Source organism: Stenomitos rutilans (assembly GCF_059505485.1).
In genome coordinates, this window is record NZ_JCACKR010000092.1 from 1 (window position 1) to 13,760 (window position 13,760).

Here is a 13,760-nt window from a genome sequence, read left to right on the forward strand (position 1 = left end):
GCCAATATAACGGGAATGATGATGAGGTGTCAAGCGGTTGAAGAAAAAAAGTTTTGAAAACGGATAAGAGGCTTACTGTGTGGGGCTCACAGGTACTTTAAAGTAGGTTGGCGTGTAAGCATGTACGTGAGCGCACGCTATGGGAAGAAGATTTCTTGCTAGCCAAAAGGTAAGGGCAGAGACCAGGCGTAACAGTAGAGACGAAATTCGGGTAGTACCAACGCTGTGATACCGATTATTAGTGCCTGCCATCTTAATTGCAGTTCAACTGTATAGAGGGCAAAGCTGACGAATGGAAATTTGAGAAGCTCAGGAAGTAACCTAACAGTGAAGGCAAGGGTAAAAAGTTGGGGTAACTGAGAGAAGAGACTTCCGCAGTTCTGTTTGTAACAGGAGACAGTGATCGTGGCACAGCAAAAAGTGATCGCTGAACTGAAGATACAGGCAATCAGTGCGTAAGGTATGATCTTTTGGTCACGCATGGTAGGAAATTCTTCAGACCAACAACTGGGTTTGCTGTAGCTTGGCAGGTAGATAATAGTTGAGTACGTTTTGTACCATCTAGGGTCTGACCAGTGGAAACTTCTATAGGTGTTTTGCCACCCTTTCTAGTGTTAGATCAACTGCTGCAAGGTTGGTTACTGGAAGATATTGGGCGGGGCGATCGCTCGACCTCTCCCCTGTTTATTAATCAAGCGCCCACCGATAGAGCGGAGTGGGTTGCGAAAGAAGCTGGCGTGGTTGCTGGACTCCCGATCGCCGCTAGAGTCTTCAAGCTTTTGAATGAGCAAATCCGCTTTGATGCGAAGGTGGCTGAGGGAGAAGTGGTAGAGAAGGGGCAAACGATCGCGCTAGTCGAAGGTGCTTTGGATGCGTTGCTCACAGGGGAACGGGTGGCGCTGAATCTAGCGATGCGACTGAGTGGGATCGCAACTTTGACGCATCAATATGTAGAGCGGATTGAGGATTTGCCAGCGCAGTTAGTTGATACGCGCAAGACAACGCCGGGGTTGCGGGTATTGGAGAAGTATGCAACCCAGGTAGGCGGAGCGATGAACCATCGGATGGGATTGGATGATGGTGTGATGCTTAAGGACAATCACATTGCTGCGGCTGGAGGAATTGGGTCGGCAATTGCCCTTGTTCGTCAAGCGGTGCCGTACCCACTCACGATCGAAGTGGAAACAGAGAGTCTAGAACAGGTTAATGAAGCCCTACAGCATAGAGCAGACATTATCATGCTCGACAATATGTCCCTGGAAATGATGAAGGAAGCGGTGCAAATCATCCGAGAGGCAAGCGATCGCGTCAAAATTGAGGCGTCTGGTAATGTCACGCTAGAAACGATTCGGTCTGTTGCGGAGACGGGGGTGGACTATATTTCGAGCAGTGCGCCTATCACGCGATCGACGTGGCTAGATATCAGTATGCGAGTAACAGGTTCTCATTAGACGAGCGGCTTACAGTCCATTTGGAAGCCCTGATGGACTGCCTTTAATGCTGGTGACGATTCTGCCCCAGCCTGCTTCACCACCTTGATCCCAGAAAATACGCTGCATCGTGTCGTAGCTGTAGGGATCAAACGCGCCACCAATGCCGATATCGTAATTGTCGCTTGCACCGTGACGGGTTCCATAGGGATCATGGACGAGCCAGACTTTATTGATAGGATCATGTCCAACAATGATGCAGATGTGCCCGGAATACTTGTAAGCAAAGCCAGCGATGACTGGAATACCTGCTTTGAGGGACAGCAAAACATCTTTTGCAGAAAGAGTGTAGCTGAAATAGGATTCAATCCCTAATTCTTTTAGCGCTTTTGTTTGAGCGTCGTGGTCAGTTGTGTCGCCATACTTTGCCACAACTCTCATATAGACCGACTCCGGTTCTGAAAATCGTTGTTCTTTGGCTTTATTTGTCAAATCACCCTTGAGCAAATAGTTTGCCAGCATCGTGTTGCTAGTGGTATTGCATTGCCGCCAATCGTACCAAACTTGCCCATCTCTAACAATTTGTTCGTTTCCTAACTGGCTGGCATAGGCGACATTTAATTTGATGCTTTGGGGTACATCGTCACTTTCAATTTGAATGTGCGGTTCGTAGGCGTAGACGGTCTGTAGCTTTGTGACACCATCTTTAGCCGTTAAGGGAGAGGCTGGTTTGAGAAAAACGTGCTGGTTGCGATCGGGTGCCACTTCAGTCGCTAAAAAACTGCTGCCTTTTGTCACGAAAAGCTTTTCAGCATCTGCTAAATCGGCTGCGCCTAAAACTCGTTTTTTGAGAAAGGTGTCAGCTTTGATAATTACTTTTGGCATAATAATAGACCTTCGATAGACTCGTTCAGTTGTAACAATTAACCACTCAAAAACTGCCGTTTCTTTAGCGCGTGAATTTGAACGTACAGCACTTGCAGTTGATTAAAGGCTGGCTTGAAGCGATGCAACACTCTTGCAGTGCTCAGGTAAAGTGCGATTACTCTTTTAGAGAAGCACGATGAAGCTCGCACATATCTCTATAACGTATCAGGAAGTGCCTTTTAATCGTTGCGAACAGCTTAAAGTTTAATTGCTTGACGCATCCACTCAGGGTTAGCTGATAGAAACCGCTGCTTTAACGTTCCCTGGTTTTCGTGCTGAGCAACAATGAAGGTTTAGACTTTCTGAGCGTGCGTGGTCGTACCAATACCAGCTCATGCTCTTACAAGGACAAACGGGAAAGTGATTGGCGAAAAATGCGATTGGACAATGCGATCGAGTGTACAAGCAGAGTACGCTGAGGGAAGATTGCCATGTTTGGCGCTTAGATTCTGTTTTCTTCTCTATGAATTTTACGATCGCTCAATTGAAAGACCGCTTCGAGCAAGCGTTGACTGCTGCCTTTGGTGCTGACTATGGATCGGTTGATCCCCTTCTTGTGCCCGCTAGCAATCCCAAATTTGGTGATTATCAGGCGAATGTGTCACTGTCGCTGGCGAAACCGTTAGGTAAAGCACCGCGCGCGATTGCGGAGCAGGTTGTGCAGCAGCTTGATGTGGCTGATCTATGTGAAACGCCAACGGTTGCAGGACCCGGGTTTATTAACCTGACGCTGAAAACGAGCTATTTAGAAGCGCAGATCAAAGCGATTCAGTCTGATCCGCGGTTGGGAGTGGCACCGATCGACCAACCACAGCGCGTGATTGTGGATTATCCCAGTCCCAACATTGCGAAAGAGATGCATGTTGGGCATTTGCGCCCAGCCATCATTGGAGACTGTCTTGCTAGCATTCTAAAGTTTATCGGGCATGATGTTTTACGCATTAGTCACGTAGGCGACTGGGGAACCCCCTTTGGGATGCTGATTGCTTATCTACGCGAAGCTTATCCTGAAGCGTTGACAGCAAATGAGTCTCTCGATTTGGGCGATCTGTCCACGTTTTATCGGCAGGCGAAACAGCGGTTTGATGCGGATGAAGAGTTTCGTGAAGCGGCGCGGTTGTCTGTCGTACAGCTTCAGGCTGGCGATGCGGAAACGTTGCGTGCCTGGAAAATTGTGTGTGAACTATCCAGCCGTTCCTACCGCGTCATCTATGATCTGATGAGCATTGCTCACGTCCTTGAGCGGGGGGAGTCGTTTTACAATCCTCTATTGGAAAGCGTGGTTGAAGATCTGAAGGCAACGGAACTATTGGTGGAGGATGACGGCGCACAATGCGTGTTTCTGGAAGGGTTTACCAATAAGCAAGGTAAGCCACTACCGCTAATTGTGCAAAAGTCGGATGGTGGCTACAACTATGCAACAACGGATTTAGCTGCCATTCGCTATCGGGTGAAAGAGGACAAAGTACAACGGGTGATCTACCCAGTTGGGATGGAGCAAACCAATCATTTTGCTCAAATTTTCCAGGTTGGGCGACGGGCAGGCTGGATTACAGAGACAGTGGAATTCATTCACGCGCCATTTGGTCTAGTGCTGGGCGAAGACAACAAAAAATTGAAGACGCGATCGGGTGAAGCGGTTCGGCTTCAGGATTTGCTGGATGAAGCGATCGCTCATGCCCGTGCTGACCTTGAAGCGCGACTGAAGGAAGAAGGTCGTCAAGAAACGGAGGAATTTATTGCCCATGTTTCTCAGGTGATCGGGATTAGTGCGATCAAATACGCTGACCTAAGCCAAAATCGTATGAGCAACTACGTTTTCAGCTATGACAAAATGCTGTCATTACAGGGCAACACAGCGGTCTACATGCTTTATGCGTATGTCCGCCCTCAAGGGATTAGCCGTAAAGGTCAGATCGATTTTGAGCAGTTGGGAGCTAATGCTGCGATCGTGCTGCAAGATGAATCGGAGCTAACGCTGGCAAAACACATACTGCAATTGGATGAAATTCTGGCACAGATTGATCAGGATTTACTACCAAATCGCCTTTGTCAGTATCTCTTCGAGTTAAGCCAGAAGTTCAATCGGTTCTATGAGCAGTGTCCAATTTTGGATGCAGAGGAACCATTGCGAACCTCACGGCTGATTCTGGCTGACTTAACAGCACGGACATTGAAACTGGGACTTTCTCTCCTGGGCATTCCAGTGTTGGAACGAATGTAAAGATGAGGAAGTCGGGAGTCGGGAGTCGGGAAAGAAAGCTAAAAGAAGGCAAACGATCAAAGACAGCATCAAGTCAGATAACGGAGACGATCGATGACTGACCAATCACATAGCCAACCCGATCGCTCACTTGAGCAAACAGTTGCGGAACACAGCCGCGCCATTGCTCAGATTGATGCCATTCTCTTAGTGATCGCGAGACAGCAGCAGGTGAATGCACAGCAAATTGCTGCCAATGCGGAAGGAATCGCTGAGTTAAAAGCCATTCTGCGCGATCGCTTTAGCAACGAGCAAGCGCCGTAAAGCCATACATCGTTCTTATTGTAAGAGGCTATAGTGATGAACAGCGCGAGCGCCCTTCACTTTAGCGTTGATTCAAACGGTTAGGAGAGAAAGGTTGGATCGGTTTCGCCGTTGAGTTTCTTAGCCCGCCGTTAGGGCTGTTAGGAACCAGGAAACTACCAGAAGCATTAATCGCTCTACCATTCGTTGTGATGCGGCTGCCATCTGGGTAGTAATAGGTGTTGGAACCGTTTGCACCTGGAACGGTAACGCTGGGATTAACAACCGTTCCCGTAGGGGTCACGATCGCGCCGCCCTGATAAATCCGTGTGCCGGATGGGTAATTGAGCAAATTGCCACTGTTACTGGAACTAGCACGGCTGGGAGACATTTGGGCGCTCACCGCTTCTGTCGTAGCGATCCCAACCAGCAAACCAACGAAACTACGCAAAATCAGAGCTTTCATTGCGGAATCCTGTTGAACCACGTTGATCTTAGATCAAACGCCGCATCTACGTCTGTTTATCCAAAGTCAGGGTTACAACCAATCCGCATTCATCGTTTGACGTAGGCGAAAAAACTATGACTGATACATCGTCGCTGAATAAGTACACAACGACTGTAAGCAAGCCCGATTCGTATCCAAACTACTTTCAACTTCAACGTCAGCTTCGATCGCTCATTGACCACTACCTTTCTACCGAACATCTCTACGATCGCCTGCAAGAATTACCCATTCAATTTGCCAATCCACAACCCCGCCCCTGGCAGTCCATCAATTGGCATGCGATCGAGCGTCAGCAAATTGTGGGCATTGATCCTGATGTCTTTTTGGCAATTCTTGTTGGGGCGATCGAGACTGAAGCTCCCATTCGGCAATACACCCAGACCAGTCGGCAATACTTGGAAGCCCTGCATCCTCAGCTTGCACGCTTTGTAGGAGGCACGATCGCGGCGGACGGGTCACTGCTAGAACCTGGTTTGTGGGAGAAAGAAGAACGCCAGCATACTCCAGCACTGCTCAAAATCTATGCTCAGCTTACAGGTGAGAAAATTACTCCCACTCCCCACGAAGCGCGATCGTACCAGCCATCTGGCGATCCCCGCATAGCGCTCTATCGTCACGGATTGCATCGCATTGCCACTGAATATGGCGCAACCTGTCTCTATCTTTGGCTGATGGCACATACGACTGGAGCGTTACAGGCTGTACTGAAAGAACTGACGCGGGACGAAATCAACCATATGACAAAATTCTGGGGATTTGGTCTGTGGGCGTACCCTGAAACGTCGCCACTGCAACTTTGTCGCACTCTGCTACAAACAACTAAAAAGCCATCCTACAGCCGCGATCGCAGCAGTCTCATTGGCACCTTACAGCGCATGACAGGCGTTCTCCACTGGCAAGATTGGATGTGGACAAACCGCGCCACCTTCGCCTACACATGCACTCGAATCTTGCAACGCTTGTGGAGTTGGAGCAACAGTCTAACACCGGAGTATTTGGAAGGGCTGTTTGGGGAGAGGTTTTGAGGTTTGAGTTGAGCAGAATTGTGGCATTTATGGCTTTAGAGCTTTGAGTAAGGGAAGTCCGTAACGTCGAATAGCAGTTAAGCGGCTCAGTGCACAAGTAATAAAAGCCTTTTGAGGATTCTTATGGAACGTTCAAAATTATAGTGATTGGGAGATATTGATAGAGCATAAAATCTACAACTCTTTTTAGAGTCTGGGGAAAGAATGAAGGTAGAAAACGTTCCAGAAGATTTATTCAGTCCTGTTTACTTCCGTGCTAAAGAAACACAGCGACCCAACGGCATCATCAAAGACTCTCTAGCAGTCAAAATTGTAGAGCAGATGTCACCTAATTGCTTGGTTGTAGATGATTGGGCGATTCAGTTTGGTATTGCAATACATACATTGATTGTCGATGATATTGTTAAACAGTTTTTACAGCAACATCCCAATGCAGCCATCGTCATACTTGGAGGTGGACTTGCTACTCGACCACTTTTAATGGATAACAATCGGGCTGAGTGGTTTTGCGTTGATGCTCCATACGTTGAACTATTTTGGAGTCAACTGGTCGGAGAATCGCAACGTAATCACTTCATTGCTTCGGTCGTTACAGATTTAAGCTGGATGAATCAAATTTCTGAGGCAGGGCGAGCAGTATTGTTTGTAGCCGAAGGGATATTCCTATATCTGACAGAAGCTGAGGTTAAGCAAGTCATTTTTTCGCTACAACAGAGATTTCCAAATTCAGAAATTGTAATAGAAGTCATTGGTAAATTTATTTTAAAGAGCACTCAATTTTTTCGCTCTAAAGCCGTTCCTGGTGGTCGATTTCAGTGGGGAATTAATGATTGTAGCGAGATGGAAACCTGGAGTTCAGGGATTAAGCTCATCAAAGAGTATTTCTGTTATGACTACTACAAGGAGCGACAAGGAATTATGAGATTTCTTCCGTATTTAGTCGGTGGAAAACAGAAACTACTGAAGGTTGCCCATTTTCGTCTTTTCAAATAAGCAATTTATTCTAAAACGAGTAATAGTTAAGTCGTCGATGTCGTGTGCTGAATCGCTATATGACAATCCTGCTGAAGTAGAACAAACTAAACTGTTGTTGAAGTATAAGCGTCATCTGCGTCCGATGGGCAGGAACGTTAACAGCTATTGGCTATTTGGGTCAGCCTCGATCGCCCCTCGCCATCGATAGGTGCGGAGGTTGATGCGTCCTTGAGTGTTGAACTCGATACCTTCGGCTTCGAGGAGCGATCGCTGTAAATAATCGCTGCCATACCGCACAGGTGACTCAGAAATCTCGCCCTTCGCATTAATCACGCGATGCCAGGGAATATCTGCCTCTGGCGCAACCCGAAACAGTGCGTAGCCCACCAATCGCGCTCGTCCTGGCAAATTGGCGAGTTCTGCAATCTGTCCATAGGTCGCCACTTGACCGTAAGGAATTTGCTGCACGATCGTATAGATTGCTTCGTAGGAAGACATGGAGAAGAAAGGCTAAAGGCTAAAAGAAAGGCTAAAGGCTAAAGGATGAAGGCTAAAAATTTTATCCTTTATACTTTAGCCTTCATACTTCTCTCTTCCTCCTTGCCGTCGCCAGAAGATCGCCACTCGCTCTTCCCACTGCTGCCAGTAGTGCGCGATCGTGTCTAAATCGAACCAGAAGACTTCGGCGGGACGATCGGGAATGGCGATCGCCAGCAGCGCATGATGCAAATTCAAGTCATAGTCGTGATAGGTATGCTGGACAGCACCCCAGTAAGCAACCACTTGTAGAGGGTAATCGTTCAGACGCTCTAAGGATTGTTTGGGGCGATCGGCGGTTTTCCATTCGCACAGGCACGCAATGCCGTCATAGCTGGCGATACAATCGACTTTTCCGGCATAGCCAAGGTCATGATGAAAGACGGTGCCTTCGACGAGCCGCACCTCATCCACCGCTAAAATCACGGGTTTGATGCTTTCCCAATACGGTTTAATGCCATCAGGACAGGACACAACTTCCCCTTGCAGATAACGCTGTACCTGTTTATGTGTCCCAGTGCCACGCCGACTTGCTGTACCGCTGATACGAGCCGCTTCCTCAGTACCCACCCGTTCTTTCCAATGAGCTAGGGCATCTCGCTTCTGTTGCGATCGCGTGGCGTTGAGAATTGTGCTGACGCTGGGCAAGCGATCGCCGCGATCGTTCACATAATACTGTCTACCGTTCTGCCGCTCTTGCTTAGCACTGAGCACCGGAAGTTTCTGAGAATCAGACATAGCGTTGCAAGAATGGCGTTAAGTTGACCTGTCTGGATTGTAGTCCTTCTGTACTGTTTCACCAAACGCCACTAGCCGCAGTAACACAGGGCGAACGGCTAGAAAAAGCAGCAACCGTTGGCAACTAAAACATAAATCGCAGTTATTTAATTGACTTTTTTCATAATCTATTCTTAATCTACTGTTCACCGATAGATTTACCGTCTATTATCTTGAAACATCAATACGGCTGACCTCGAACGCTAGTACAGCTTGATGACCAGGTTGAGTATTTTTGCAACATGTTGCCGATTCATCGCGTCTCGGCGGTTGTTTGGCGAAGTATTAGCGCGATCGCCGGAAGGCAGAATGTCCAAAGGAGTGACTGTGAAGAACGTAAGACAAGTCAGTGAGAAGTTGACCGTAACCGGACAAGTACAACCAGACCAACTTAAACAAGCAATTCAGGAAGGGTTTAAGTCGGTTCTTAACCTACGATCGCCCGACGAGCTAGGTTTCGCAAAAGATGAACAGCAGCTTGTAGAGGCGTTAGGGCTGCATTACGTGCATATGCCGTTGAAGTTAGAAGCGATCGACGAAGACTTGATCACTGCAATTCTCAACCAGTTGGAACATATTCCTAAACCCGCGATCGTGCATTGTGCGGCTGGGTTTCGCTCAGCCTCGATCGCTATTTTGAGTATTGCCATTCAGGAAGGGTTAACCTCAGAGCAAACCCTGGCAAAAGCGCGACAGCTTGGGTTTGATTTTTTCGACTACGCGTGCATTAATCCTCAGTTAAAGCAACGCTTTATGCAGTACGTGAACAGCCACGCTCAAACAGCTGCGATCGCGAACTAGTGAATGAGGACTCAGTATTGCATCACGCCTTAAATCCACTGCCTTACGCATGATTAGCCGCCGAGACGCATGCGCAACAGAGCCAGGTTTTGGCGTTCTTTGCGTCTCTACGATGATCTTCAATGTTTGTTTAATTCTAGTTCCCAAGATTCCCGCTTTCTGATCGAGTTCATGGATTCATTCCACTCCCTACTCCCCATTCCCCATTCCCCATTCCCCATTCCCCATTTCCTAACGATGGTTTTGTACACCTACTTGCTGGCACATCTCAAGCAGTGGACAAGTCGAACAACGGGGTAAATCTCCAGTGCAGATGTGTTTGCCAAACGGCACTAAACGTTCATTAATTTCGATCCAGTAGCGCTGAGGCAACTTCGCTTCCAGGGCTTTCAATGTTTTTTCGGGGTTGCGCGTTTGCACGTAGCCCCAGCGGTTTGTAACGCGATGCACGTGGATGTCTACGCTGATAGATGGCTGCTTGCAAGCAATACCTAGCGTTAGATTGGCACACTTGGGGCCAACACCTGCAAACGAGACGAGCGTGTCAAAGTCGCATGGAAGTTCGTCACCATAGGTATCGACAATGTGACGAGCGATCGTCCAAATTTGGGATGCCTTCGGCTCATGAAAAGTGGAATCACAAATCAGATCTTCAATCTCTTCTGTGGTGAGGCGCACCATTGCGGCTGGTGTGCGGGCACGATCGAATAGCTTGATGGCAACCGGAAGTGACGTTTCATCCCGTGTGCGAATGGAGATGATACAGGCAATCAACTGCTCAAACGGAGACGTGTAGCCCAGTTCTGCCAGCGCAAACATCGCCGCTTTCGGAAACGGTCGCACTGCTTCTCGGAGCCAGATCATTGCCTGATCAATATCAAAGAGTTGCTGATTCAAACGGCTAAAAACGAAGGGTTACACTTTTTATCCTTCATCCTTTCGCCTTTAGACTTCCTTCAACAGGTAGAATATCTACGACCAACCTAACGAAACCACTATGTCTCAGGCAGCGATCGGCATTATTGGCGGCAGCGGACTCTACAAAATGGAGGCGCTGAAAGAGGTGGAAGAAGTGACGATCGACACGCCTTTTGGCAAACCGTCTGATGCCATCATTCTGGGGACGATCGACGGTACACGGGTGGCATTTCTGGCGCGGCATGGCAGAAATCACCATCTCACGCCCTCAGAACTGCCGTTTCGCGCCAATATTTACGCGATGAAAAGCCTGGGTGTGCAGTATTTGATCTCTGCATCAGCCGTTGGCTCGCTCAAGCAAGAAGCCAAGCCATTAGACATGGTAGTTCCGGATCAGTTTATCGATCGGACTAAAAACCGGATCTCCACCTTCTTTGGGGATGGCATTGTGGCCCATATTGCCTTTGGCGATCCCGTTTGTCACAACCTGGCAACTGTTCTAGCCGATGCGGTCGCTAGCCTTAATCTCACCGATGTCGCCCTCCATCGCGGTGGCACCTACGTTTGCATGGAAGGCCCCGCCTTTTCGACCAAAGCCGAATCCAACCTGTATCGCAGTTGGGGCGCAACCATTATTGGTATGACCAACCTGCCAGAAGCAAAGCTGGCAAGAGAAGCCGAAATCGCCTACGCCACGTTAGCGCTCGTCACTGATTACGACTGCTGGCATCCAGACCATGACAGTGTTACAGTCGATCTGGTCATCGCCAACCTTCAGCGGAATGCCGTCAACGCTCAAAAAGTGATTCAAGAAACGGTGCGCCGTCTGACTGAGAATCCACCCACATCAGAAGCCCATTCTGCCCTCAAGTACGCCATCCTCACACCATTGGATAAAGTTGCGGACGCAACAAAAGCAAAGCTCAGTTTGCTGCTTCAAAAGTACTTGTAACGGCAGACGTAGCGTTTCGCAAGCGGCAAGTTGGCAGGAGTCAGGAGTCAGAATTTTGCTTGACCGATTCTCCTGTGGCAGTATGCATGTTGTTCAGGGTACACCGTAGGCTCAAACGCACTGATGGACAGGGGTTTCCCTTCTGTCTCCTGCCCTCTGCCTTTGCGATAACGAGTTGGTTCACAATTCCCCCAACTCAATCACATTGCCATCAGGGTCTTGGGTAAACAGTGCCGCACGACCAGACGCACTCATTTGAGTGGGGCAGTTGTTGCTGACAAGTTGTTCTTTCGCCGCTTCTAAATTGGCAACCGAGAACGCGAGATGTCGGTTACGTCCCCATTTTTCGGTGTTGTATAACTCGTTAGCTAACGGGTCAGCGGTCATCAGATGAATCTGAAAGCCAGCAACTTCATACCACGCACCGGGGAAGCGGAGGGCGCGATCGACTTTCTCTAACCCCAGCACTGTGCCATAAAAATGCTCCGATCGCTCCAGGTCTGAAACCAACAGTGCAGCGTGAAGGCAGCGAGTAATGTTCATAGGCTTGCTCAACAGGAGGGCATCTTCAGGATACCGGAACTCATCATGGCAACGCTTCTAGCTGCCTATAATCTCCATAACACAGTCTGCAATGCGTTTAGCCGCTCCAGGTGCACCCATACGACGACGACCGTTTTCGGCGATCGTTTGCAGCGCATCAGGATTTTGCAGCAGGGATTGAATCACAGCGGCGACGCGATCGGGTTCCTTGACCAACAGGACGGACGCACCCAGCAACCGGGTTTGCGCTTCGGCAAAACGAGGCGTAAACTGCGGGCCTTTGCCGGGAATGATGATTGCAGGTTTACCCAATCCCACAAACTGCTCTGTTGCGGTGCCAGCCATTGCGATCGCCACATCCGCTCGATGCAAACACTCCGCAAACCGCCGCTGCGCCAACACTAACGTCGCTTTGCGATTGCCCAACCCAACTGTATACATCTCTTCTGTCACCTGCTGCCAGCGATACGCCATCAATGCTTGGTGAAGCACGTCTACTTCCAGACCAGGTGCGATCGCCGCTAAAAACGTCAACGGTCGAGGCATCCGAGCAATCATCCCATTCACCGCTTGCAGGATCGTATCCCAGTTGGCATAGGCTTCCGGTGGGCGCGAACCGGGAAGAAGGGCGATCGTGAGGGATGAGGGATGAGGGATGAGGGATGAGTTGCTTGTTTCATCTTTCATCCCTCTACTTTGATCCCTCCAATCCAGCCCATCCATCATCGGGTTTCCCATGTCAAACGCTGGAATGTCACGTCGCTTGAGGCTCATTGCGGTAATTGTGTCTCTAGGAAACACCGCTTTACAGTGGGGATGGCACATCAACCAGCGTTCCCACGGATGATAGATACAGCCTGTCCAGCGTTCGAGGCGATCGTCCCACCAGGAGTCACGCGGCAACCAGCCACACTCATCGCGCAGATAGTATTCTGACTTTGCCGTACCCACAAACGCGTAAGGAAGCCCACTGAGACGGGCGAAGAGGAGGGGGACGATATCGCCAACTGCGAGGATGAGGGGGTGTGTGGGGTGTGGGGTGTGGGGTGTGGGGGTAGCGGCTTCTTGTGCCCAGGCTTTGATGGCGCGAAGTTGAGCGAGGGTGAGTTGGAGTAAGCCGCCCCGGATGTCACGCGCAAGTTGTCGCCCGTCCTGGTAAATGAAGCCACCAGACGGCATGGTTTTGACAGAACCGATGCGAGGAATGCCGTTGTCGATATAGGCATGACCTTCACCCACGATCGGTAACGCTGCCAGTGCTGGTGGGTTTGGCTGTTGCTGAAGTTCGCGCAAGATGCGGAGGGCGATCGCATCTTCACCATGACCATTGCTAAGACAGAGTACACGCATGAGAAGCTGAAGACTGAGGACTGATGGCTAGAATAGGGCAGATAGACGACCAACGGATGGATTAGTGCCCATCATGATTAATGACTTATTGAGCCACTTGAAGTCTCCATAGGGGCTTGGTCGCAAAGCTATTGATTAGCACTTAGAGAGGTGATGCACGGTAGACACACCCTGTTAGTTGAAAAAATAGCGCAAGTATAATTTTGAACAAGCCTAGTTTAGGCAGGGTTAGATTCTTTTTAGTGTCAACAATAAAACTTTAGGAGTCAAACGCTATGAAGAGTGGTGATGCAGTTGCTGCTGGTGCTGCTGGAGTTGCTGGTGCTGCTACAGGTGTCGTAACAGCTTCTAGGTCTATGGAGGCGCAATCGCCGCTGCAAATGCCGCTGGTATATACGGAGCCGCAGCTACAAGTTCTGCTTTAGCAACTTTAGGTGGCGGTGCTCTTGCTGCTAGCAGTGCTGGTATGGCTGGTGGGGTTACAGTTCTCGCTGTATCTGCCGCCCTACCT

General features: G+C 49.3%; 15 protein-coding genes. 8 read left to right on the forward strand and 7 right to left on the reverse strand.

All coding sequences use genetic code 11. The features are described 5' to 3' along the window. Positions 1-575 precede the first annotated feature (575 nt). A complete protein-coding gene (gene nadC, locus AC5JLP_RS18490; protein ID WP_496069411.1) occupies positions 576-1,451 on the forward strand; it encodes a carboxylating nicotinate-nucleotide diphosphorylase in 876 nt (291 codons plus the stop codon). A 9-nt stretch (positions 1,452-1,460) separates the two neighbouring features. Here nadC and AC5JLP_RS18495 read toward each other — a convergent pair whose 3' ends face one another. After that, the gene (locus tag AC5JLP_RS18495; protein WP_496069412.1) at positions 1,461-2,315 is read right to left on the reverse strand and encodes a C39 family peptidase; all 855 of its coding nucleotides are present in this window, start codon (positions 2,313-2,315) and stop codon (positions 1,461-1,463) included. Between the two features lie 505 nt (positions 2,316-2,820). Between AC5JLP_RS18495 and argS the strand changes: the two genes are divergently transcribed. Both argS and AC5JLP_RS18505 read left to right on the forward strand, forming a co-directional pair. Then, entirely contained in the window at positions 2,821-4,581 is a 1,761-nt protein-coding gene (gene argS, locus AC5JLP_RS18500; protein ID WP_496069413.1) for an arginine--tRNA ligase, read from the forward strand. Positions 4,582-4,674: 93 nt separating this feature from the next. After that, entirely contained in the window at positions 4,675-4,884 is a 210-nt protein-coding gene (locus tag AC5JLP_RS18505; protein ID WP_496069414.1) for a hypothetical protein, read from the forward strand. 61 nt (positions 4,885-4,945) lie between these two features. On the opposite strand, the gene AC5JLP_RS18510 is transcribed toward AC5JLP_RS18505, so the two are convergent. Beyond that, positions 4,946-5,329 (reverse strand): hypothetical protein, encoded by a 384-nt coding sequence (locus AC5JLP_RS18510; protein WP_496069415.1) that lies wholly within the window; start codon positions 5,327-5,329, stop codon positions 4,946-4,948. A 116-nt stretch (positions 5,330-5,445) separates the two neighbouring features. Between AC5JLP_RS18510 and AC5JLP_RS18515 the strand changes: the two genes are divergently transcribed. Both AC5JLP_RS18515 and AC5JLP_RS18520 read left to right on the forward strand, forming a co-directional pair. Further along, positions 5,446-6,396 (forward strand): ferritin-like domain-containing protein, encoded by a 951-nt coding sequence (locus AC5JLP_RS18515; protein WP_496069416.1) that lies wholly within the window; start codon positions 5,446-5,448, stop codon positions 6,394-6,396. Between the two features lie 204 nt (positions 6,397-6,600). After that, complete coding sequence (locus tag AC5JLP_RS18520) at positions 6,601-7,389, forward strand: class I SAM-dependent methyltransferase (RefSeq protein ID WP_496069417.1); 789 nt, start codon at positions 6,601-6,603, stop codon at positions 7,387-7,389. A 144-nt stretch (positions 7,390-7,533) separates the two neighbouring features. Here the strand turns inward: AC5JLP_RS18520 and AC5JLP_RS18525 are convergent, their stop codons facing one another. Next, positions 7,534-7,869, reverse strand: coding sequence for an MGMT family protein (locus AC5JLP_RS18525; RefSeq protein ID WP_496069418.1), 336 nt, complete (start codon positions 7,867-7,869; stop codon positions 7,534-7,536). Between the two features lie 75 nt (positions 7,870-7,944). Further along, positions 7,945-8,646, reverse strand: coding sequence for an exonuclease (locus tag AC5JLP_RS18530; RefSeq protein WP_496069419.1), 702 nt, complete (start codon positions 8,644-8,646; stop codon positions 7,945-7,947). Positions 8,647-9,012: 366 nt separating this feature from the next. On the opposite strand from AC5JLP_RS18530, the gene AC5JLP_RS18535 reads away from it, so the two are divergent. Then, a complete protein-coding gene (locus tag AC5JLP_RS18535; protein WP_496069420.1) occupies positions 9,013-9,486 on the forward strand; it encodes a protein tyrosine phosphatase family protein in 474 nt (157 codons plus the stop codon). 231 nt (positions 9,487-9,717) lie between these two features. Here AC5JLP_RS18535 and AC5JLP_RS18540 read toward each other — a convergent pair whose 3' ends face one another. Further along, a complete protein-coding gene (locus AC5JLP_RS18540; protein WP_496069421.1) occupies positions 9,718-10,383 on the reverse strand; it encodes an endonuclease III domain-containing protein in 666 nt (221 codons plus the stop codon). 100 nt (positions 10,384-10,483) lie between these two features. On the opposite strand from AC5JLP_RS18540, the gene AC5JLP_RS18545 reads away from it, so the two are divergent. Next, on the forward strand, positions 10,484-11,356 hold the full coding sequence (locus AC5JLP_RS18545; protein WP_496069422.1) for an S-methyl-5'-thioadenosine phosphorylase: 873 nt from the start codon (positions 10,484-10,486) through the stop codon (positions 11,354-11,356). 180 nt (positions 11,357-11,536) lie between these two features. Here AC5JLP_RS18545 and AC5JLP_RS18550 read toward each other — a convergent pair whose 3' ends face one another. Both AC5JLP_RS18550 and AC5JLP_RS18555 read right to left on the reverse strand, forming a co-directional pair. Beyond that, on the reverse strand, positions 11,537-11,899 hold the full coding sequence (locus AC5JLP_RS18550; protein WP_496069423.1) for a VOC family protein: 363 nt from the start codon (positions 11,897-11,899) through the stop codon (positions 11,537-11,539). A 57-nt stretch (positions 11,900-11,956) separates the two neighbouring features. Further along, positions 11,957-13,249, reverse strand: coding sequence for a lipid-A-disaccharide synthase-related protein (locus AC5JLP_RS18555; protein WP_496069424.1), 1,293 nt, complete (start codon positions 13,247-13,249; stop codon positions 11,957-11,959). A 275-nt stretch (positions 13,250-13,524) separates the two neighbouring features. Between AC5JLP_RS18555 and AC5JLP_RS18560 the strand changes: the two genes are divergently transcribed. Beyond that, a complete protein-coding gene (locus AC5JLP_RS18560; RefSeq protein ID WP_496069425.1) occupies positions 13,525-13,674 on the forward strand; it encodes a hypothetical protein in 150 nt (49 codons plus the stop codon). Positions 13,675-13,760 lie beyond the last annotated feature (86 nt).